Source organism: Methylobacter sp. S3L5C (assembly GCF_022788635.1).
In the GTDB taxonomy this organism is placed as follows: Bacteria; Pseudomonadota; Gammaproteobacteria; order Methylococcales; family Methylomonadaceae; genus Methylobacter_C.
The window spans coordinates 3,622,174-3,640,401 of record NZ_CP076024.1; the positions used below are offsets into that span (position 1 = coordinate 3,622,174).

The 18,228-nt window shown below is 49.5% G+C and carries 29 protein-coding genes; 1 reads left to right on the forward strand and 28 read right to left on the reverse strand.

Annotated elements, in window-relative coordinates; translation table 11 throughout:
- Positions 1-3: 3 nt before the first annotated feature.
- Together KKZ03_RS16290 and KKZ03_RS16295 are read right to left on the reverse strand one after the other, a co-directional pair.
- Positions 4-207 (reverse strand): HI1506-related protein, encoded by a 204-nt coding sequence (locus KKZ03_RS16290; RefSeq protein ID WP_243217851.1) that lies wholly within the window; start codon positions 205-207, stop codon positions 4-6.
- Between the two features lie 3 nt (positions 208-210).
- Positions 211-1,104, reverse strand: a complete 894-nt coding sequence (locus KKZ03_RS16295; protein WP_243217852.1) for a Mu-like prophage major head subunit gpT family protein — start codon at positions 1,102-1,104, stop codon at positions 211-213.
- Positions 1,105-1,331: 227 nt separating this feature from the next.
- Between KKZ03_RS16295 and KKZ03_RS16300 the strand changes: the two genes are divergently transcribed.
- Positions 1,332-2,828: an ISNCY family transposase gene (locus KKZ03_RS16300; protein WP_243216937.1), complete on the forward strand. Its 1,497-nt coding sequence runs from the start codon at positions 1,332-1,334 to the stop codon at positions 2,826-2,828.
- A 202-nt stretch (positions 2,829-3,030) separates the two neighbouring features.
- On the opposite strand, the gene KKZ03_RS16305 is transcribed toward KKZ03_RS16300, so the two are convergent.
- The 26 genes from KKZ03_RS16305 to KKZ03_RS16430 all read right to left on the reverse strand — a co-directional run bounded on the left by KKZ03_RS16305 (position 3,031) and on the right by KKZ03_RS16430 (position 18,225).
- Positions 3,031-3,447, reverse strand: coding sequence for a hypothetical protein (locus tag KKZ03_RS16305; RefSeq protein WP_243217853.1), 417 nt, complete (start codon positions 3,445-3,447; stop codon positions 3,031-3,033).
- Positions 3,448-4,524, reverse strand: coding sequence for a phage protease (locus KKZ03_RS16310; RefSeq protein WP_243217854.1), 1,077 nt, complete (start codon positions 4,522-4,524; stop codon positions 3,448-3,450).
- A gap of 178 nt (positions 4,525-4,702) precedes the next feature.
- Positions 4,703-5,155, reverse strand: coding sequence for a phage virion morphogenesis protein (locus tag KKZ03_RS16315; protein ID WP_243217855.1), 453 nt, complete (start codon positions 5,153-5,155; stop codon positions 4,703-4,705).
- A gap of 168 nt (positions 5,156-5,323) precedes the next feature.
- The gene (locus KKZ03_RS16320) at positions 5,324-6,595 is read right to left on the reverse strand and encodes a phage minor head protein (protein WP_243217856.1); all 1,272 of its coding nucleotides are present in this window, start codon (positions 6,593-6,595) and stop codon (positions 5,324-5,326) included.
- A 135-nt stretch (positions 6,596-6,730) separates the two neighbouring features.
- Positions 6,731-8,308 carry a DUF935 domain-containing protein gene (locus KKZ03_RS16325; protein WP_243217857.1) on the reverse strand — a complete coding sequence of 526 codons (1,578 nt, stop codon included), beginning with the start codon at positions 8,306-8,308 and terminating at the stop codon, positions 6,731-6,733.
- Positions 8,308-9,879, reverse strand: a complete 1,572-nt coding sequence (locus KKZ03_RS16330) for a hypothetical protein (RefSeq protein ID WP_243217858.1) — start codon at positions 9,877-9,879, stop codon at positions 8,308-8,310. The genes KKZ03_RS16325 and KKZ03_RS16330 overlap by 1 nt, the downstream gene beginning before the upstream one ends.
- Positions 9,879-10,427, reverse strand: coding sequence for a DUF3486 family protein (locus tag KKZ03_RS16335; protein ID WP_243217859.1), 549 nt, complete (start codon positions 10,425-10,427; stop codon positions 9,879-9,881). Before KKZ03_RS16335 ends, KKZ03_RS16330 begins: the two co-directional genes overlap by 1 nt.
- Positions 10,420-10,731 (reverse strand): hypothetical protein, encoded by a 312-nt coding sequence (locus KKZ03_RS16340; protein ID WP_243217860.1) that lies wholly within the window; start codon positions 10,729-10,731, stop codon positions 10,420-10,422. Before KKZ03_RS16340 ends, KKZ03_RS16335 begins: the two co-directional genes overlap by 8 nt.
- Positions 10,724-11,113: a hypothetical protein gene (locus KKZ03_RS16345; RefSeq protein WP_243217861.1), complete on the reverse strand. Its 390-nt coding sequence runs from the start codon at positions 11,111-11,113 to the stop codon at positions 10,724-10,726. The genes KKZ03_RS16340 and KKZ03_RS16345 overlap by 8 nt, the downstream gene beginning before the upstream one ends.
- Positions 11,110-11,502, reverse strand: a complete 393-nt coding sequence (locus KKZ03_RS16350) for a TraR/DksA C4-type zinc finger protein (protein ID WP_243217862.1) — start codon at positions 11,500-11,502, stop codon at positions 11,110-11,112. Before KKZ03_RS16350 ends, KKZ03_RS16345 begins: the two co-directional genes overlap by 4 nt.
- Positions 11,503-11,507: 5 nt before the next feature.
- Entirely contained in the window at positions 11,508-11,864 is a 357-nt protein-coding gene (locus KKZ03_RS16355; RefSeq protein ID WP_243217863.1) for a hypothetical protein, read from the reverse strand.
- Positions 11,855-12,109, reverse strand: a complete 255-nt coding sequence (locus KKZ03_RS16360; protein WP_243217864.1) for a hypothetical protein — start codon at positions 12,107-12,109, stop codon at positions 11,855-11,857. Before KKZ03_RS16360 ends, KKZ03_RS16355 begins: the two co-directional genes overlap by 10 nt.
- The gene (locus tag KKZ03_RS16365) at positions 12,103-12,351 is read right to left on the reverse strand and encodes a hypothetical protein (protein ID WP_243217865.1); all 249 of its coding nucleotides are present in this window, start codon (positions 12,349-12,351) and stop codon (positions 12,103-12,105) included. Before KKZ03_RS16365 ends, KKZ03_RS16360 begins: the two co-directional genes overlap by 7 nt.
- A complete protein-coding gene (locus tag KKZ03_RS16370) occupies positions 12,348-12,899 on the reverse strand; it encodes a lysozyme (protein WP_243217866.1) in 552 nt (183 codons plus the stop codon). Before KKZ03_RS16370 ends, KKZ03_RS16365 begins: the two co-directional genes overlap by 4 nt.
- A 149-nt stretch (positions 12,900-13,048) precedes the next feature.
- Complete coding sequence (locus KKZ03_RS16375; RefSeq protein ID WP_243217704.1) at positions 13,049-13,573, reverse strand: Mor transcription activator family protein; 525 nt, start codon at positions 13,571-13,573, stop codon at positions 13,049-13,051.
- Between the two features lie 67 nt (positions 13,574-13,640).
- The gene (locus KKZ03_RS16380; RefSeq protein ID WP_243217705.1) at positions 13,641-14,057 is read right to left on the reverse strand and encodes a hypothetical protein; all 417 of its coding nucleotides are present in this window, start codon (positions 14,055-14,057) and stop codon (positions 13,641-13,643) included.
- Between the two features lie 71 nt (positions 14,058-14,128).
- A complete protein-coding gene (locus KKZ03_RS16385; protein WP_243217706.1) occupies positions 14,129-14,566 on the reverse strand; it encodes a hypothetical protein in 438 nt (145 codons plus the stop codon).
- Entirely contained in the window at positions 14,559-15,002 is a 444-nt protein-coding gene (locus KKZ03_RS16390; protein ID WP_243217707.1) for a hypothetical protein, read from the reverse strand. Before KKZ03_RS16390 ends, KKZ03_RS16385 begins: the two co-directional genes overlap by 8 nt.
- Positions 14,989-15,345, reverse strand: a complete 357-nt coding sequence (locus tag KKZ03_RS16395; protein WP_243217708.1) for a hypothetical protein — start codon at positions 15,343-15,345, stop codon at positions 14,989-14,991. Before KKZ03_RS16395 ends, KKZ03_RS16390 begins: the two co-directional genes overlap by 14 nt.
- Positions 15,346-15,461: 116 nt before the next feature.
- Positions 15,462-15,965 carry a regulatory protein GemA gene (locus KKZ03_RS16400; RefSeq protein WP_243217709.1) on the reverse strand — a complete coding sequence of 168 codons (504 nt, stop codon included), beginning with the start codon at positions 15,963-15,965 and terminating at the stop codon, positions 15,462-15,464.
- Positions 15,962-16,654, reverse strand: coding sequence for a DUF2786 domain-containing protein (locus KKZ03_RS16405; protein WP_243217710.1), 693 nt, complete (start codon positions 16,652-16,654; stop codon positions 15,962-15,964). The genes KKZ03_RS16400 and KKZ03_RS16405 overlap by 4 nt, the downstream gene beginning before the upstream one ends.
- Positions 16,651-16,989, reverse strand: coding sequence for a hypothetical protein (locus KKZ03_RS16410; protein ID WP_243217711.1), 339 nt, complete (start codon positions 16,987-16,989; stop codon positions 16,651-16,653). The genes KKZ03_RS16405 and KKZ03_RS16410 overlap by 4 nt, the downstream gene beginning before the upstream one ends.
- Complete coding sequence (locus KKZ03_RS16415) at positions 16,986-17,603, reverse strand: DUF3164 family protein (protein ID WP_243217712.1); 618 nt, start codon at positions 17,601-17,603, stop codon at positions 16,986-16,988. The genes KKZ03_RS16410 and KKZ03_RS16415 overlap by 4 nt, the downstream gene beginning before the upstream one ends.
- Positions 17,604-17,660: 57 nt before the next feature.
- Positions 17,661-17,828 (reverse strand): hypothetical protein, encoded by a 168-nt coding sequence (locus tag KKZ03_RS16420; protein WP_243217867.1) that lies wholly within the window; start codon positions 17,826-17,828, stop codon positions 17,661-17,663.
- Entirely contained in the window at positions 17,825-17,974 is a 150-nt protein-coding gene (locus KKZ03_RS16425) for a hypothetical protein (RefSeq protein WP_243217868.1), read from the reverse strand. Before KKZ03_RS16425 ends, KKZ03_RS16420 begins: the two co-directional genes overlap by 4 nt.
- Positions 17,971-18,225 (reverse strand): hypothetical protein, encoded by a 255-nt coding sequence (locus tag KKZ03_RS16430; RefSeq protein ID WP_243217869.1) that lies wholly within the window; start codon positions 18,223-18,225, stop codon positions 17,971-17,973. The genes KKZ03_RS16425 and KKZ03_RS16430 overlap by 4 nt, the downstream gene beginning before the upstream one ends.
- Positions 18,226-18,228 lie beyond the last annotated feature (3 nt).

Genomic DNA, 18,228 nt, shown 5'->3' on the forward strand with positions numbered 1-18,228 from the left:
AATTTATTCCTTGGTTTTTCTAATAGACTTACTGGTTGCTTTGATAGCCTCATCAGTGACTATCTCAACAATCAACATTGGTTCGGCTTGTAATATATCAAGCTCATCTGCAGTGAAATGCTCATCTGAATATTCCACTGGAATACTTGAATGAGCAACCCCACAGCGCCGAAAACCATCTGCCCTTGACGTGATTATGATAGTCATAAATCAACCTAAAGCCGGAACAATAACCAGCTCTACCGAGTTGTACCAAGGGTTAGTTGTGCCGCCGATATTTTCCAGCCTAATCAACTGGCGAGCTGCCGCCTCATTAGAAGGACCAACCAACAAATGGGTCGGCATAACATTCATGCTACTGCCATCTGGTTTGCGTTGCGTGCCGATAGCGACACGTGCAGCCGTGTAAGCGGCGACATCAAGTGCAGTCTTGCCCATATACGCCAACTGATGAAAGCCAAAGCCCACGTTATAACGCGCATCTGCGCCGTACATAAATTGGCGCTTTAAAAACACATTGTCGTCAGTTTCTCTGTCCAAATTGACAAACTTCACGTCTTGACGCTTTTGCATGACTAGTGGCTTCATGTAAGTGCGAGACAAGTCCATCAGGAACCAGGGCGCCGCAGCACCAGCTGCATAGTTGCTATAAACCGCTTCAACACCGGCAGCATCATAACCAACGTGATCAGTATCAAAAAAATACTGCCCATCAAGACCGATAGTTGAATTACCCAGCAATAGCGATGACCACACCAGCGTATCGCCATGCTGGGCTGCTACCTCACCTTGCATGGCAAAGCGATTTCGATACAAGCCAAGCTGATCATCTTCAATATCATTGCGATCGACACCAATGGTGTGCTCCCAATTTTTATTGATCAACTGGTAATTAGTCGCTTCAAGGTTATGGATAACCCTGCCACCAACCCATTCGCGCATACCCGGTAAATCCCGCATCCAGCCGTAGTTTTCAATTTTTGCAGTAGACTGCACTTCCATGGCAACTAAGGGCCATTGCGGCTTGACCGACTCAATACCTTGTAAAAACGCAGCCTGAAAGCCCTGCCCCAGGGCACGTAAAACACCTTGTGTAATTTGCATGATGATCCTTAATTAGTGTTTGAACGGTAATAAATTATTTAATACAAAACAATAAGTTGCGATAAAATAGGCTATTGAAAATCAAATAACAGCCTATTGGCGTATAAAATGCTGAATTTAAGTAACTTGCTGATAATTATGATTATTATTTTCATCGAAAAGGGCTTGGCAAAAGCTACCTCCCGGATAAGCGCCTCAGCTTTCAAATTCTCGTTGGAAAACTCCCGATGAGAAAGGTATTTTCTCCACAAATGAGCATCGGTCAACGCGATATTGCTGATATCAAAATAGATGTTTCCTCCCGTGATGACATTCCGATCATCTTGCTGGGCTTGCAACACATTTATACGACTCAGCCATTAAGGGATGCTGTTTTTAAAATACTGGAGGATGTGGTGCCTACTAAAATTGACGCCGAAGTGACAAAAATCGTTGCCATCGACAAAGGCCGCCCCGGTATGAATCAATGGTCGATTTTGGTGTTAGGATCGCTACGCGTAGGACTGAATACAGACTATGATCGCATTCTGGAGTTGGCCAATCAGCATAACACCCTACGTGAAATGCTCGGTCTTGGTTGCTTTGATGCCGACAAACGCTATCGCCTGCAAACCTTGAAAGACAATCTCAAGCTGTTTACGCCAGCGATCATGGCGCGTATTAGTACTGAAGTTATTCGAGCCGGCTATCAATTACTGGATCTGGATATTCATGCGCTGATCAGAGGCCGTTGCGATTCTTTTGTGTTAAAAACCAACGTGCATTTTCCAACCGATATCAGTTTACTGCATGATGCGATCCGGATTCTGATTCGGACGTGCGTCAAATGGAGCTTGCAACATGCCTTGCCTGAATGGCGATTGCATAAGCACAACCTGTCTAAATTTAAAAGGCGGTATCGCACGCTGCAAAAACTCAAACATTCCACGTCAAAAAATGACGCTATCAAGGCCGCCAAAGCACTTGAGATCAAACAGGCCTACCAGGACTATATTGATTTGGCAGGGTTTTATCTTGAGCGCACTAAAGCCAGTATGTTGACGTTAAAAAATCACTTTCACATACCAGAAGTGTTGCTTACCGATCTGAGCACTTTTAGCCTGCATGCCGAACGTCAAATCGAGCAGATTAGACGTCGCGCTATTCAAGGAGAAACCATTCCCCATGATGAAAAAGTCTTTTCCCTGTTCCAGACCCACACCGAATGGATCAGCAAAGGCAAAGCCGGAGTCCCGGTTGAACTGGGCTTGCGGGTCTGTATCATGGAAGACCATCAGGGCTTTATATTGCACAGTCAAGTCATGCAAAAGACTACCGACGACAAAGTCGCCGTGCCGATGGTTAAAGCGACTCAAGTAAAATTCCCAAGTTTTAACGCCTGTAGCTTTGACAAAGGTTTCCACAGTCCGGCCAATCAAACCGACCTGAAAGCCCTCCTTGAGCAAGTCGTTTTACCCAAAAAAGGCAAGCTATCCAAAGCCGACCAGAATCGTGAATACACCGCGGAATTTAAACAGGCAAAAAAGCAACATTCCGCCGTAGAATCGGCTATTAATGCGTTAGAAGTACATGGGCTGGATAAGTGCCTTGATCATGGCATTGAAGCCTTCGAGCGTTATGTTGGCTTAGCCGTGTTATCGCGTAACATTCAAAAGCTCGGCACAATTAAACGCGACATGGAACGGCTAAGGCTTGTTAACGAGCAACAAAAACTAGCTGCCTGACGCTTTTTTGAGAACAGCCAACAGGTTATCCACAGGAAAGGTGCGCTTATAATTTGTGATTATTAGAAATAATTCTGAAAAACTGATGGTAAATCAGAAAATAAGTCGTTTGTTCCACTCCGGAAAGATTTTTCCAAAAAATATTTCCGGATGTTGAGCTGGTTTTTTTGAAAAGTGGCTTTTTCGTTCAGGCACTAATTAATTAAACGCCCAAGCCGAGCAATACCCAAACACCAGCCGATTCAACGGCAACGATTTTACCGGCACGAGAGCGGGTAGATGTGCCGCTGGTTTTAGCGACAGTTTGATCGTCAACCAGGTAACAATCCGAACTAACATCAGCCTGGGCAATCAAATCGGTTGATGCTGAATTGCCAAACAAGAAGGTTCCGCGACCTACGCGCGCCTTAATCGCCCCTGCACCACCCGCTGAATTGTCAGCCGTATCTTCAAAGCGGCCAATGGCAATCAGTCCGGTTGCTGTGGTTGCGGGAGCTGCATAGCCACCACTTAAAACAGCCAAGCCACCTTGCAGGCATTTAACGGCGGCTTTTACAGGAAACTCGCCGATATCACCGGTACGCTGCTTGGTATTTCTTTCTACTACTAATGCGGTCATTTATTCGCTCCGGTATTTAATCATTTGCTCATCGGTTAAGCCGAGCTGTGACGCTACAGCCTGCTCATCGACAGAAAGTGCAGCGGTGACTGTGCCTTCTGGCGCCTTACCTTTGGTTTGCATACCAGACAAGGCGGCAATAGGTTGTGCCGAGTCCAGATAAGCCGATAACGATTCCAGGTTAGATTCACCTAACTTTTGTGCCCAGCCTTTTTGCGCAGCCAGCAAACGCCCATCGGCTAACGCCGGTTCAATCAACTTGCTTATCTTGTCAGTATTAACAACGATGGATAGCGCAGCAAAATCAGCTTGCAATGCTGCCATCACCTCAACCGAGACAAATAAAGCCGGGTCCGGCGTTTGTGCGGACAGTGCAGACAGCGCAGTCAATTGATCAGTCTGAGCTGCCAAGAAAGCGGACAAGCCGGTTGTGGTGCCTTCCGGCGTAGAAATAGCGGCTTTCAGCTTGTCCAGTTCCGCGAGGATTTCGTCGAGCGTTGCCAGGGTGGGCAGGTTGAGCATATAGCGCAACCGCTCCAATAGTTCATCTTGATCCATAATCGAGCCTTGTAGTGATAAATCAAAGTGTGCCGCAGCCAGATCGGTTAGGCCGTCCAGTGCGGGGTAATTTACGAGTGCCGCCATTAGCAGGCCGGTAATTTCGCCGGTGCTTGGGTTGTATTTCAAGACGGGAGAGATATAGCGGTATTCTTTGGCCTCAATTGCGGCTTGCGCTGATTCATTCCAGCCCACATCAGTCGCGTAAAGCCCATCATTAGGCCGCCAAGACAACGCAGAAAACCACCCGGCTGCCGGTGCTTTTTGGCCATTGGTTTTGCTGTGTAAGGTTTGGTGGTCGTAATCAATAAGATACTCGTCAGCTTGTTGCGCTGACGCACTTAATAGGGCGCTAGCGCTGGCCTCGGTCATCACCCAACCTGACAAGCCCAGTGGCCTTCCGTCTTTGGCGCGAAATCTACCGGCCGGCAATAACCTAAATTCAGTAGGCGCAGTACCGCTTAACTCGATTAATTGAGCAGACAGGGCAATGGTTTCGGTATTGGGTGTTTTTTTCATGGCTGTAGAATAAAACAGCCGGGGAGTTTTTAGCTTAAGCAAGCATTCGTAATCAACTATAAGCCTATAGCATGTGATTAGTCGCTTCAAAATAGCGCTAAAACTGCATTTAACGCCTATTTAACGGGGGTAAAATCAAAAAGTCTGATACTGATATAGATAGCAATAAAAGCAGGGCTTAAAATGCAGATTCCAAGTGGTCGCGAATAATAGCCAGTATGGCTGATTCATCTTCTGTCGATATGCCTAAAAACGGCCGCGCGGGGATATCACCCCATAGATTAGGAAATTCGGCTTTGGTGCCGCCAAATTGCATCATGGCGGCGTATTGCATTGGGCTGTAAATCATTACGCCGTCATTGCCCAGCAATTTACTGTTAATGGTATTACCCAAGGTGCCTCCGTCCGTTAACGGTATACCGCTACGGGAGGCTTTACGCTCATAAGTAACATCGCTATTCGCCTCCCACATCGCTCCATCCGGCCCAGTGTAGCTTGCAAACCGTTGTTGTGTGGATTCTTTCAGGGTTTCGCCAATCTCTTTAAGTACCGGACGCAAGTTGGCCGCGTGGTTTTGCAGCTGGCGCAAGGCAGCCAGAATGGCACGGTCATCGACCGTAACGTTAATCATACGGTAGAAACGCGCTTTATCGCGTCTGCAGTCTGTACATCAGAGGTTTTCATAATTAAAAAGTTGCCTTATAATTGCAAGGGAGAGCGAGGCGTAGCAAATCGGCTTCTACGTGTCGTGACCCGGTAACAGGGGTAGACGAATGGAGGAACGGCCGACCTCCCGCTCTCATTTAACCACCACATAAATACCACCGCGTATTTTTTCTGCAATCGTGGCATTCGACTGCCTAAACCCAGAAACTACCTGATTTATAAAGGGACTGCCTTTTTTAAGATAATCAAATTCTATAGAAAACTTTGTTGATGCATCGCTAGAGGCGCCAACATAAAGCAATTTTCCCGTTTGCATGTCAAATAATATCCGCTCAGGGTTGCCTACAATCTCCGGCAATTGCCGCCACTCCATTTCATTCAGAGCATCCCCCGATTTTTCATGCCTAATCTGCTTAGTCCCTTTTATCAGACCTTCGCTGATAGCTATTTCAGCAGTTTTCGGGGCTATTTTTTTGTTATCAACTAACCAGGCAAGTGTTGGTGAATCAATAGCACCAACGATAGCAACCCGTCCAACTTGCTCAGTAGCCAGCCACGTATCCAGCGTGCCCACCCATTGCAATTGCGCTTCCATCGCCATGACTGGCTTAAGCGCCTCCATCATCGCCGCACCCACGGGCGCAGGCAAGCGGATTAGCTTGCCATCAATCAGGCTCTTAAAAGACTGGGTAACCGATGCTCCCGGCGCATAGTCCCACCCGTAATCTACGCCCTGTGGCAAGGTATGCACCGTGCCATTTCGGTCAGTTTTAGTATAGGTTCCGTCATCCGGTGCTGGATGGCCCTTGTACTCGGTGGCTCGTACTGCCGCTATCCGGCAGCGACAACCAAAGCCGTTCGGGCAAAAATGGGATTGCCACCAGGGATCGTCATACCTCAATACCGTCCCATTCCAGCTTTGATGTAACGGCCTTGGGTGCGCTACCGTATCGTTGTGGATATACTTCCAGTAAGGCCGTGACTGTAACAACTCGGGGTCGGTCAATTGCGCATAACGCCCGGCGGCATAACTGGCACGCATATTGGTGTTGTAAATCACCCGCGCCCGCCAATCCCGACCCGCTACGGTATCACTACCTGTCCAGCCTTCCCAGCCGTTCTTTTTTACGATACGTTCAAATTCTTGCTTAAACCAGCCTATCGACTTGCCGTCAGCCGCCACTTTGTTAATTGCGTCGTGAAAATCCGTTAACAAATCCGCCTTGGCCGCACCGGCAACTATAAATGCCCGGTCATGCGCACTATTTAGAATATCGTCCCAGTGCGCCGTCGGCAGGTTCAGCTTTTGCTTTAAAAAGTCGGCCTGTTCCTGGAACGGTTGATTAAACTTGCCGTCGCCCCGCGCGTTAAATGCCAGTTGGGTAGGCGATAAATTTAGCGGCATGCTTCGGCTCCGCTCAGCACAAGTAGACTCATCTTAGTATTATCCACGCGAATCGTACCAACCTGGCCAATAGTGCCAAGCCTGCTCCATAAAGAGCGGCATACGCTAAACCTTCCAGGCTGACAGTCAGATCAATCAAGCGCCCTCCTTAACATCAAAGCGTCCCGATAAATCCGAACAAGCAAAAGCCAGTGCCATTACCTTGACCAGCTCCGTACTGTCCAGATCACCGTAACTGTTGAGCAAGTCATCACGCAGACTGTCCAGGCTGTCAGCTGCATCAACCTTACTGCGAATGGTTTCCACCCAGCCTTTTAGCACCGGCGCTGCCTCTTGTGCCAGTAAATCAGCCTGCGCGGTAACCGGTGAGTTATCAATGTCGGGTACAGACGCGATTAATCGCGTCTCTACTGCCAACATTGCGGCACCATTCCCTGGTGGTAAAGGGGCGACCTGTGCAGACACGCCTAATATCGCTTCACCGGCTTCCGGTTCCGGTATCTTTAATTTCAAATTAACATAACTTACCGGTATCTGGGCTCCGGCAGCCGCCAGCGCGGGCAAGGCAGTAGCAAACAAGGCCAGATCACTCGGCTCCTGGGTATCGCTGACCCATGTCGGACAGCGGTTATCAGCAAACAGGCCATTAAGCATCGCCATCGGATACACCAGATAGGCGCTTAAGGTTTGATCTAGCTGGGCAACATCATCATCGCGAATATCCAGACGCACTTCGTTATGAACTTCGCCCAGGCTACGATTACCACTTGCACCGGTGGAGCTGGTCAGCGTGCCACCTAAAATCGTTTTACTGACACTGCCTTCACACCAGTCGATCATGACCTTAAAAGCATCGGCACTGCCGGTCGCCATCACCTGCTGTAACTCCAGCTTCATCGAGTCAGGGATAATCCCGGCGGCGTTATGACCAATACTCAACACGGCATTCATCAAGGCGCGTTTTTCATCATCAGAAGCCCCCGGGGGATATTGCCCGACCCGAATCGGCAAGCCATAAACTTCCAGGAACTCGGCCAGATCACGTACTGAAAAATTCTTATACAGGTATGGCCAGGCTAATACCCGATGCAAACCAGAACGGGCCAGATAGCCGGAGCGGGAGCTATGGATATGGACAATCCAACCAAACGGTTGCAAGGGTACGCCGTAAGTCGAGCGATTATCCCGTAAATGCAGGGTATTGCGGTTTTCTTGCGGACAGGTAAACCAAGTCGGCGGCCGGTGCTCGACTTGATCGGGAAACCATAAGCCGGCAGCGGTACGGCCCCACCCTAACTCAATACAAGAAAAGCCATGGCCAATAGCATCCAGCAAGCTCATCCGCAAGGCACCGGCATCCAGCTCATCACGAATCAAGGTCTCCAGCAGCTTGGTCGCCTTTTTCTCGGTAGCAGTGGCATCACGCGGCGGTACCAACTTCCAGTCCAGCTTTTTGGCAGCCATCTTGCGCTTGCTTAATTCAGCGGCAATATGGGCATCCTTCTCTTCCATGTCCATAAACAGCTCGGCCTGGGCAAGCATATTGCCTTGTTCGGCCTGTACCAGTATTTGGGCCAGCTTTGCCGGTGTCAGCCCTCGGGAAGGGTGCGAATCGAACTCACGATGCAATAGCGCCGCTTGTGGCGAGTCGGTCTGTCGCTCGGCGACCAGCGCCGGGGTTAACTTTTGTTTAAACCAATCAGCAAAGCTCATTACCAGGCACCTGTTGTAGAGTGTTCAAAATCGTCAGTTCCCCAGTAACGCGCGTCTTTACTGGGCAGAGGGTTATATTCAATAATTTGCGCTTCGGTCAAGCTGGCAAAATAGGCCAGTGCTTTCGAGATCGCGCTGTCACCATGGCGTTGATTGGGACCGGTTTCGGTCTTGGTTTTAGGCAAGCGGATAATGCCGTTAATCACCTGCAAGGCGCGTAGATCGTTCATTTGGTCGGCATCGGCCGGAATCGTCAGCTTGCCGTCTTCAAAAGCCGCTTTCAGCTTGGGCATGTTTTCCAGATACCAGCTTTCCGATAATTTTATTTCCTGAATACGCCCGGAACCATAACGGTGCCGTGCCTGCTCGGCCAGATACATGCCGTTACCACCGGCATCCAAGGCACCGCCGATTAATTTAGGCAAGCGATCAACAACATAAAACAGCACCTGCTCTTGCTGTTTAAAGGGGATGTTGCGCAGCTCCACGCTAAACGGCACGGTTCTATCCAGATTCTGCTCGATAGTGACTGGGTCGATGACCGATAAATCACCCAAACGGCCAAAATCCATGCCAAAAGCATGCATGAGCTTGGGGTTAATCTTATCAAGCTCCGGACGCAGCAGCCCATCACACCAATCCCTTATTTCCGCCTGGCGCAAATGCTCCGGCCACTCGTTAAAGCTATTATCTTTACTTAATCGAAGCACGGGATAGCGCTTATCCATCCGTGCTTCAATCAATACCCGACTTAAAGCCGCGCCACCAGACTGACTGGGTACGCAAAAATATTCTTCGTCGGCAGCTTCCTTGCTAGGCGCATTGGCAATGGTCTTGGTGCGCCATGCCAGCTCGGCGTCGGGGCTCCAGACTTGGCCAGTAACATAACAAATACGCTTAAAGACGCCATCGGCCAGCGCATCATCCAGCGTTATCCGGTGCACACTGTAGGGCTTACGACCGGCCCTTGCATCCTGAACGTACTGGTTGTATTCGTTATCGACGCCGTTATGGGTGCTGATAATCCGCACCCGCGCACCCCACATGGTCAAGGCCATGGCGGCTTTTAACAGGCCATGCAAGGAGTCATGAAATGCCGCTTCGTCAATAACGACATCGCCCTGCATACCTCTTAAATTCGAGGGGCGCGACGACAACGCGGTAATTTTAAAACCCGAGTTCGGGAAGCGAATGGTATAAGCAAGGATCTCCTTACTGCCTTCTTCGTCTTTGAATAAGGACTGGTCCACGCTGCCTGCCAACTGGTTAAAGGCCTTGGCAAACAATGCACAGGCGGCAATATACTCCAAAGCCATTTCTTGACGACTACCCACATAATAGACATTGTGCCCTCCGCGTTTTTTAGGTTTTGAAGCAGTAATAACGTTACAGGCGGCTTCCGCCCAGGTTAAACCGGTACGCCGTGACTTTTCGGCAATCTTGACTTCCGACTCGTCTTCAAACCAGCGCGCCTGATAGCCCAGTAAGACTGGCTCGTTGGCGGGAAAATAGTCGCCGGTTTGCAATTCCTCAACCGGCTCGACGGGGACTGAAACAACCGTGTTAGTCATCACTTGCCCAGTAAAATGCGCTTAATGGACGCTTCCAGCTCAACACTGATGCCGTCGCTTTTAAGGCCTGCCGTCAGCTCTTCAGCGGCTTCCGAACGCGCTTCCTGCCTAATTCTGGCTGTGTGCTTTAATTGCCACTCTTTCTGTAAGGTACTGGCGCGGGTCATATCTGCCACCGCTTTGGCTGCATCCTTTAATAAGCCCACCCGCTCATACGGCTCGGCATATTCCAAGTCCTGCAAGCTAACCATCACATCAAACAACTCAGATTGCACCAGACTGATAACTGCCGCCGAGCGCAAGTCGGAATCATCCGGTGCCGCCTCGGCAATCATCCGCGCCGCTTCGGTGCTATTGCGTACCGCTTGGATGCGGCGCTTCAGCTTGGTAGCATGGCGATAAGCCGCACTACGGGACAACTCAAAACCGTTGTCATTCAGCCAGACAACCAGGCCGTCATAATCGGCAAAGTTACGGCGAATCAGTTCGCGCTCAAAGTCAGCACGCTGTTCCGGTGTCCAGCCATCGATCTGCGCGGGACTAGACATCGAAATACTTCTCGGGCCGGGCAATGCCGGGCTCTAAAACGACCGTATACTCGACGATATCAACCCCGTAGCGGGCAATTTCGATAAACCAGCGACCATCGGGGCGCTTGTCGACCTTAACCAGATCCCTATCGTGTAAATACTCGCACTCGCGGCGAATCTCGTTTTGGGTGGCATCGGTGTATTCAGCTTGAATAACCGACAAGACAATGCGCTCGTAAGTCCCGATGGGCCGGGCATTGTTCAGCGTTAACAAGATTTGCCAGCGGATGTTCTCGCGGCGTATTTTCGGCATATCAGCCATGTCGGTCCCCTTTTAAAAAAGCATTTTCAAGCCGTACCGCCAAGCCATCGATCTTGGCTTCGATAACACTCTGGTTACGGATATAGTCGTCACGACGGACATAGTGGATCGGTAAATCGGCTTTCATCTGCATAATGTCCCGCTCTACCCGCTGCCACTCCCGTGCCTCATTGGCAGCTGCCAACTCCAGCGCCGCAAATTTAACGTCCCAGTGCCGCTGTGCCGAACTACGCGCTTCTTCCTGGGTAGAAAACTTCTCATCCAAGCGCGCTTCAAACTGTCCTACCAGCAATTTACCGGCAGTGATAATCACGGATACCAACGTACCCAGCAAAGCACCGGCAACGCCCAATAACTGCCATATATCAACTGCAACAGTCACAAGCTTCTCCCGGTTTTTAGTTGTTCATGAGCCGTTTGGCAATGAATACAGCGAACACATAGCGGTAGTGCTGCCAACCGGTTTTCCGGTATCGCCCGATCACAATCCAGACACAGCACACTCTCGGCAACAATACGTTGAAGGGCCAAGCGATGCCGGGCCAATTCCTGCTGCACCGCCCTGTTGGTATCAAACAGCATCCGATCATTGGCACGATCAATATCATCACTCATCAGGCACCGAGACTTTCCCGATGACAGCACCGGACTCCCCAAGCGACGGTCGCGTCGATTTGATAATAACTTCAAGGCGCTCGGCATACTGGCGCTGTAAGCGGTTGCGGGTAGCAAGACGCAGATAAGTGTCGCCAGACAGGCACGCCAGTTCATCAGCTTTAATCGCCGGCAGTACTGGACGTACCGGTAGCGGCAGAACTGTCTGTGTGATAATCGGTGCCGGCAGGGTCGTACAGCCCAGTTGCAGCAGCCCAATCATTATCCAGACCATCACGCCTGGCCAGCGTTGTTGCGGTTGTTTCATTGAGTGTCTCTTGACGTTGTTGGTGTTCTACCGTTGATAAGGCCTGATCCAGCGTGGCCCGGTGTTGGGTTTGATTAAGTGCCGCCTCGGCGATGGTGCTTTGGATAGCAGCATAATGTTCGGCCTGCTTGGCTTTGCTGCGATAAGCCAGGGCAATAACCACTAACAGCAAGCCGATGGCGATAATAATTAAAAACAGGGTTAGCGACACAGGCCCACCTTGTCGCTGGTCGCAACGGTTAAATAACTGTTAATAAGACCGCCTATTAACGCAATGCTGGAGGCGATAGCATCCAGATCATCAGGCGACAATTCCACCGGCAAAAACTTAACCAGCAGATATAAAATGGCCAGAATGGCGTTTACGCATAACTGTTTATTTTTCCAGGCAGCAGGATCGGCCAGCGACTCGCCAGCTTGCAGAGCACGACACAACAACAAAAAACCGGCTAACATTGGCCACGCTCCTGTAAAAATTTGATAAAACTGCGGTGAGATGAACTTAGTAGCAACTCGAATAGCGCCGCCTTGCCTTGGGCTATCAATGCATCCAGCTCAACTTGTAAGGCAGCAATAACTGCCACATGACTTTCACTGTAATTTAAGTAATACAAACGCATAGCCAATTGCTCGGCACGCTCGTTCGCCAAAATCGTCAAGCTATCTATGCGCCGTATTAAGGCTTTATTTTTACTCATATACCCTCAAATAAGGCGCGTTCCGCCGCACGTCGCGTGACCAGACCTGCCAGCTTGATCTTTTTACCGTCTACCGTAGCAAACACCCAACGATCAAACTCGGCAGCAGCACCGGCAAAATCACCGGCTTTTAGCTTTATCCGTAAAGTTGAGTCGCAGTAATTACCCTGGCCAATGTTAAAGACCAGACTTACCAAGGCATCAAACTGGTTAGGGGTTAAATCAGGACGGGTAATGGAGCTGATAAACTCGGCCACTTGCTGGGTATCGTTACGCAGTAAGGTATCGGCTTGGGCAGGACTGATAAATAAACCAGCCGCTTCACGCGTTAACTTGCGGATACTCCGACAGGCATAAATAATGCGCTGCAAAGCCGTGGCATCAAAAGCCTTAAACAGTAAGTGATCACGAGTCGGTAAAATAACATGACCGTAACCAATGGTGAGCTTATTAGTCGGGCATAAATACGCCTTTAGCTTTAAGCCTTCACTGGTTTTGATGATATTAAGCCCGGCTGTGCCGAGAATGTAGTGGGGTTGTGTTTTCATGGTGCCAGTGTAAAGACTGGCACGACTAAGGGGATTTAGCAGGTCTTCGTATGCGCGGTAGAGACGCGCTTTATCGCGTCTGAATGTACGGTAATTAGTACAGGTGTGATAAATCAGACGCGATAAATCAGGCGCGATAAAGCGCGTCTCTACAACGAAAAAATATCCAGCTGCCTATCCAGCCTGACCGTATTGCAAATCTTGTTAACCTGTCGCTCGGTAATGCCATGCTCCAACGCCATTGTTGATTGAAATATACCCTGAGCAAAGCCCTTAAGAATCTTCTGATTACGTAGCGCCCTAATAGCGACGGCTGCTCGTGGTATCTGGATAACCTCATTGCCATACAGCTCACACAGCTGCACAAAGGCAGCAAAGCCCAGCAACTCGGCTAGCCTATGAGTCGGCAGGGGATTTTTTGGAATGGCGACATGCACGCCGGGGTAATGCAATAACAAAACCATGGCAGTTTGCTGGCCACAGTAGCTGGCTATTTCCTGCATTCGCTCGGGAATTAATTCGGGGGGCAGATCAAACAAGGGCAAGGATGGCATGGCAAGCTCCAATAAAATAAAGGTAACCGCCACCATTATAAATAATGTTCCTCTATTGAGCGTACATAAAAAACCCCGCGTTAGCAGGGTTAGTGTGGACATTACTGAGAATAGGCTCATATAAGCCAGTCCTGAGTATATTTTTTGTCAAATCTAAACTTTTTTGTGCCTTTCGTCGATATCTAATTTAACAACTTTGGGTCGTATTGCGCTTATCTGCTACTGCCCATGATTCAACCTTAAACTTAGCATCATAGGTAGCGATTCCGGTACATGTGGCACTATCCAGTGCCGTCATCTCCAACGGCCATAAGACAATCTCAGCCAATCCCAATGTAAAGACATCAGCCGCTACATAAAAAACGGCCCTCACTTTGCTGGCTTGATTAAATCCAGACTGGAATTCAAAGATATCCTGCTTATTGCCATTCGCCGCAGTATCGATCATTTTGGGCGCACCTAACTGGATAATTAATGATTGCCGAGAACTCCCTATACCTATGCCTGATAAATCCGCAGGGCCTGGCTGCGATATTGCTTTATAGGCTGAACAGCCTGCTAATTGCATAGATAGCGCTACCATAATGATTATCTTATTTCTCATGCTTTAGCCTGTTTTATGTTGAAAAAGTAAAGGGTGCACAGTATGGCACCATTTTATTAATCATTATGTTTTTATCGTTTAAACACCCCTTTCATCATCGCTTTAATCCTTACCCGATTAGCTGCTGCCTTCTCTGGCGGATATTCCGGCGCTGACAGTTCCGGCAAGGGGTAAACCCGTGGCGGCAAGTCCTGCCTTAGCTGTCCGGGACTTGGCCAGCGCGTTGACCGGCCTGCCAAGGTTAAAAACGCTATCGTTAACCGTGGTCGGTCCAGCGCCTCATCCCAGACTATCGGCCAGCCCTTAATCACCCGATACCAAACATCGGCAGTCTGGGTGACGGTTTCACTGCTTGGGCTGCCGTCCAGATGTAATACCACCAGCGCCGATAAGCCCTTGCCTACCTCGCTCTTTAGCCAGTTAAGCAGCGCTTTGGGTGGCTCACTATCCGACTGTATAGGCCCATCATAAATAGTGCCCTCAATAACTATCTTTGCTACTTTATTCATTACCGAACCCCTCTAAGGCTGCTAAAGCCTGTGCTGTTTTTGACCGACCGATAATCTGACCAGGCATGGCCCGAGACTCTTTCATCGGTAATGGAAAAGGCGTCAACAAAAGCGCCTCTAAGACTTTCTTTAAATAATTATGATTGGTTAATGCCCTGCCACCTTTGCCTTGCAAGCTCTCCACGGTTTGTTGCATAGCCGCCGCAACCATTTCCCAAGGCGCCAAAGCTAGCGCAGACTTAGCCAACCTTAGCGCCTTATCGTTAGCCAGATCACGTGTTGTCGAGCGAAACAAACCCAGATAAGCCACCAAGGCGCTACCGGCCTCGGTGTTTAGTTTGCACAATAAACCCAACAGCTCTCGCCCTGACTCGTCTTGCACCAGGGCATCCACGCCAATACGGGCATGACAGATCGGGCATCTATTCAGTTGCATTGATAACCTCCTCTGGCTGTGCGGCACGTAATTTAGCAAACGTCTCATAGTCCAACAGCTCAATCGATGGGTTATGTTTTTTAATGTGCGCAATAAAGGCACCGGGGGTTCTAAATTCCGGCCAGACATAGCAGCTCCTCTCAAGATAGCCGCCTTCCCGACAACCCTTCTTGCCATAAATGTTCACGAGTAGTGCCGCTCGCTTCGCTGGCTGCCCCTTACTGTGTAGGCAATAGAAGCGCCTGGCGATATTGCTCATTTCCGCCAGCTTGCTCTCTTTGCCACACCAAACGTCTCTACCTCTAAAGTAGCCGTCGACATAAACCATGATAACCAACCGCATATTCCGCTGAACAACTCGCGGCGAAAGCAAATAATCATCACACTTCAAATAAACAGCGCTACCGTAAGTCGACGACAACTTGACCTTTACATCCGCCCACTCCCCTTTAGATAAACTCATCGTTCCCGCCTCCCTTCGCGTGCGGCATTTTTGGTTAACGCAGCAATAAGCCCTGCCAGCTCCTGACTGTTGCAAAACTCCAGCTTACTTTTTTTATACATTTGCACAGCCATTGCTGTTGCATAAGCCCACGGCCTGCCAGCCTCAGCCAGTAAAGCCTCAAGCTTTTTAAGCTGTTTGGCGGTAGTAGCAGCACTGTCAATGTTGTGCGGCCTGCCTGGATAAGCGGTTTTTCCGGTAAAGCCTGCCTGCTTCAACTGCTCCAGCACGGCCGCACGACCCAATGCCGTTAAATACTTTGCTGAAATAACACCTTCAAAGGCTTTGGTTTTACCTATGGCCGTCAAGTATCTGGCATCCAGCGCATTAACCTTCCTCAATAAATCCCGATAGGTATCATCATCCAACCCCAAATCTTTCTTGGCAATGTGGATCTTGGCCAGCTCTGCCAGTTTTATTTTGTCAGACGCTGACTTAGGCTTTTCAGTTTTTAGACTCATTGCTGATGCTCCACTGCCAATTTGGCATCATCTCTACTCATGCCCCGATCAAGCGTGGCATTTTTGCCGGCCAACTGACCTTTATAGCCATCAAAAGTAGCCGCCTTAGCTTTGCTGGTTCGTGCATTTGTACTGTTAACGTTACTGTGATTTTTATCCATATAGGCAGTAATCGCCTGCTCATCGGCCTGACTGGTAGCAATAGCGACCAGCTTATCGACGGCAGTAACCACCCAACCCCGACAATAAGCATCTGCACGTACGGTTTTAGTCGCCGCAGACCTACAGCGCTTCAGCTCGGTTTTGATGTAATCAGTACGGCTACGCCTGACTTGACGCAGCAACACCTCAAACGCATACCCTGATAACTCAGGGGCGGGGCTAATGCCAATAAACGACCAGGCGGCATGCGATGCCCAGCTACTGGTCATAAAAATCAGCTTGCAACCAAAAGCCGTGGCGGACTTGTTGGCCAAAAAGGCTTCCCAGTCGGTAGGCTTGGTCTTTACCGTAGACTTGGCATGGGTACTGGAAGCCTCAGCCGCCAGAATATCTGACCGGCTCAGGTTGTACTTGGCCATTAGCGCCTGCGCCTGCCGAAGTGCGGTTTCCGCCTCGTTGGCATTGGCACTACCAGCCAGCCGCAAGCATTTTCTTATCTTGCCGACTATCTTGGCTTGCTCAGTCATAACGCACCTCCGGCCCTGACAGCCCTTTCCAAGATAGCGCGACCGATTGCCTTGCTGCCCCGCTTCCAGCCGCGACGGATAACTTGCTGTGCCATCGCATCATCAAGGCTTTGCAATTTATTCATTGCTGAGGAGCCTTTCTTGGGGTTCTGATAGGTGACCAAAAAGTCAATAATATCGGCTTGCCGCCATAATGAGCGCCCCATACCCACGCCACCCTGCACTGAAGCAGGAAAGGTTGGCTGCTCCCGCTGCATTTTTAGCGTCCAATTCTTATCAATATGACCGGCCAGCTTGGCAACGCCTTCAATACCGATTAATTTATTTGCGCTCATAACGCCGCCAAGTCTAACGATAACTGCTCATACTTGCCGCCGGGCTTGTCGCGTCGGTAAATCCGTAAATACGCCTTGGTGCTGACGACTTGCATGGATTCACGCAAAGCTTTCATGGCCTGCTGCCACTGCTCGTCGGCAATATCCAGCTGCAACAAGGAATAAATACGGCCGATAGAGATATTGCCTTCCTTATCAGTCTGAAAGGCGTGTTCGACCAGTGCTTTGATTTCAATGCGACTGCCTTCTGTCCACTTATGGATGCAGATATCGACCAGCTCTTTGGCGGCGTGGATCCTTTCATCAAAAATTTTGACATCAGCCTGGGACAGCTTTAATTGATACTGACCATCAAAACTGCATAAGGTCACGTTACCTTTAACCCCGCCTAATTTAACGCCGTACTTTTCTGCCGACAATTCAACAAAGGCACCGATATCGCCCAAGGTATCAACCTTAAAATCAGCCATAATTGCACGTAAATCGAGCACCTTCTCAACAATCTCCAGTACCAGTGCATCGCGGGTTTTATCGATTTCACTGATGAGTTCCGATGGCACCAAATGGCCGGCGGTATTGCGTAAATAACCTAAAGGAATGCTATTCGTAGTCATAAAGTTCTCTCTTATCTATAAAGGGTAGAGACGCACAGGCGTGCGCCTCGTTAATAATCAATCGTCCAGCGTTAGCAGTGCCGACCATAGCCAACTGACCAAGCATTTCAAGCCATGCAGCGCAGCAAGGTTTACCAGCAACCACAGGGCCAACATAACCATCAAGCCAATCGGACCAAAAAGTACAAATGGAAAGCTACAGTGAAGTGGCAAAGCGACATTCATAACACCCCCCGACGTTCCAGTTCTTTGGCAGTACGGCGATTGCGCCGAATCACTTGGGCCAGCGCCAAGGCTGCCAAAGCCTCATTGATGCGGTCCCAAAACAAATTACGATTAATTTCCTTTAACAAATCACATTTACGACTCATAACACCAACTCCTCATTGCCGGTAGCAACCCGACAGGTATCCAGTAATAAACGAATAAAACCCATGCATTCATCGGCGGTCATCACCGTTAAAATGTCCGCCGTACCAGCAATGGTTCTAAACTCGGACACCCCGGAAATACGCAAGGCGATATCGCCTCGGCCATAATTTTGTACGGTTAACGTGTGGGCGGGGCTTGCGCCACCACTATTGACCTGGTCATCAATGACCATGCTTTCATTAATTAACATGTG

Coding starts and splice junctions, on each gene's coding strand:
- KKZ03_RS16290 (WP_243217851.1), bottom strand. CDS start 207: ATGACTATCATAATCACGTCAAGGGCAGATGGTTTTCGGCGCTGTGGG.
- KKZ03_RS16295 (WP_243217852.1), bottom strand. CDS start 1,104: ATGCAAATTACACAAGGTGTTTTACGTGCCCTGGGGCAGGGCTTTCAG.
- KKZ03_RS16300 (WP_243216937.1), top strand. CDS start 1,332: ATGAGAAAGGTATTTTCTCCACAAATGAGCATCGGTCAACGCGATATT.
- KKZ03_RS16305 (WP_243217853.1), bottom strand. CDS start 3,447: ATGACCGCATTAGTAGTAGAAAGAAATACCAAGCAGCGTACCGGTGAT.
- KKZ03_RS16310 (WP_243217854.1), bottom strand. CDS start 4,524: ATGAAAAAAACACCCAATACCGAAACCATTGCCCTGTCTGCTCAATTA.
- KKZ03_RS16315 (WP_243217855.1), bottom strand. CDS start 5,155: ATGATTAACGTTACGGTCGATGACCGTGCCATTCTGGCTGCCTTGCGC.
- KKZ03_RS16320 (WP_243217856.1), bottom strand. CDS start 6,595: ATGCCGCTAAATTTATCGCCTACCCAACTGGCATTTAACGCGCGGGGC.
- KKZ03_RS16325 (WP_243217857.1), bottom strand. CDS start 8,308: ATGAGCTTTGCTGATTGGTTTAAACAAAAGTTAACCCCGGCGCTGGTC.
- KKZ03_RS16330 (WP_243217858.1), bottom strand. CDS start 9,879: ATGACTAACACGGTTGTTTCAGTCCCCGTCGAGCCGGTTGAGGAATTG.
- KKZ03_RS16335 (WP_243217859.1), bottom strand. CDS start 10,427: ATGTCTAGTCCCGCGCAGATCGATGGCTGGACACCGGAACAGCGTGCT.
- KKZ03_RS16340 (WP_243217860.1), bottom strand. CDS start 10,731: ATGGCTGATATGCCGAAAATACGCCGCGAGAACATCCGCTGGCAAATC.
- KKZ03_RS16350 (WP_243217862.1), bottom strand. CDS start 11,502: ATGAACTGGCGTGCCTGTCTGGCGACACTTATCTGCGTCTTGCTACCC.
- KKZ03_RS16360 (WP_243217864.1), bottom strand. CDS start 12,109: ATGTTAGCCGGTTTTTTGTTGTTGTGTCGTGCTCTGCAAGCTGGCGAG.
- KKZ03_RS16365 (WP_243217865.1), bottom strand. CDS start 12,351: ATGAGTAAAAATAAAGCCTTAATACGGCGCATAGATAGCTTGACGATT.
- KKZ03_RS16370 (WP_243217866.1), bottom strand. CDS start 12,899: ATGAAAACACAACCCCACTACATTCTCGGCACAGCCGGGCTTAATATC.
- KKZ03_RS16375 (WP_243217704.1), bottom strand. CDS start 13,573: ATGAGCCTATTCTCAGTAATGTCCACACTAACCCTGCTAACGCGGGGT.
- KKZ03_RS16380 (WP_243217705.1), bottom strand. CDS start 14,057: ATGAGAAATAAGATAATCATTATGGTAGCGCTATCTATGCAATTAGCA.
- KKZ03_RS16385 (WP_243217706.1), bottom strand. CDS start 14,566: ATGAATAAAGTAGCAAAGATAGTTATTGAGGGCACTATTTATGATGGG.
- KKZ03_RS16390 (WP_243217707.1), bottom strand. CDS start 15,002: ATGCAACTGAATAGATGCCCGATCTGTCATGCCCGTATTGGCGTGGAT.
- KKZ03_RS16395 (WP_243217708.1), bottom strand. CDS start 15,345: ATGCGGTTGGTTATCATGGTTTATGTCGACGGCTACTTTAGAGGTAGA.
- KKZ03_RS16400 (WP_243217709.1), bottom strand. CDS start 15,965: ATGAGTCTAAAAACTGAAAAGCCTAAGTCAGCGTCTGACAAAATAAAA.
- KKZ03_RS16405 (WP_243217710.1), bottom strand. CDS start 16,654: ATGACTGAGCAAGCCAAGATAGTCGGCAAGATAAGAAAATGCTTGCGG.
- KKZ03_RS16410 (WP_243217711.1), bottom strand. CDS start 16,989: ATGAGCGCAAATAAATTAATCGGTATTGAAGGCGTTGCCAAGCTGGCC.
- KKZ03_RS16415 (WP_243217712.1), bottom strand. CDS start 17,603: ATGACTACGAATAGCATTCCTTTAGGTTATTTACGCAATACCGCCGGC.
- KKZ03_RS16420 (WP_243217867.1), bottom strand. CDS start 17,828: ATGAATGTCGCTTTGCCACTTCACTGTAGCTTTCCATTTGTACTTTTT.
- KKZ03_RS16425 (WP_243217868.1), bottom strand. CDS start 17,974: ATGAGTCGTAAATGTGATTTGTTAAAGGAAATTAATCGTAATTTGTTT.
- KKZ03_RS16430 (WP_243217869.1), bottom strand. CDS start 18,225: ATGTTAATTAATGAAAGCATGGTCATTGATGACCAGGTCAATAGTGGT.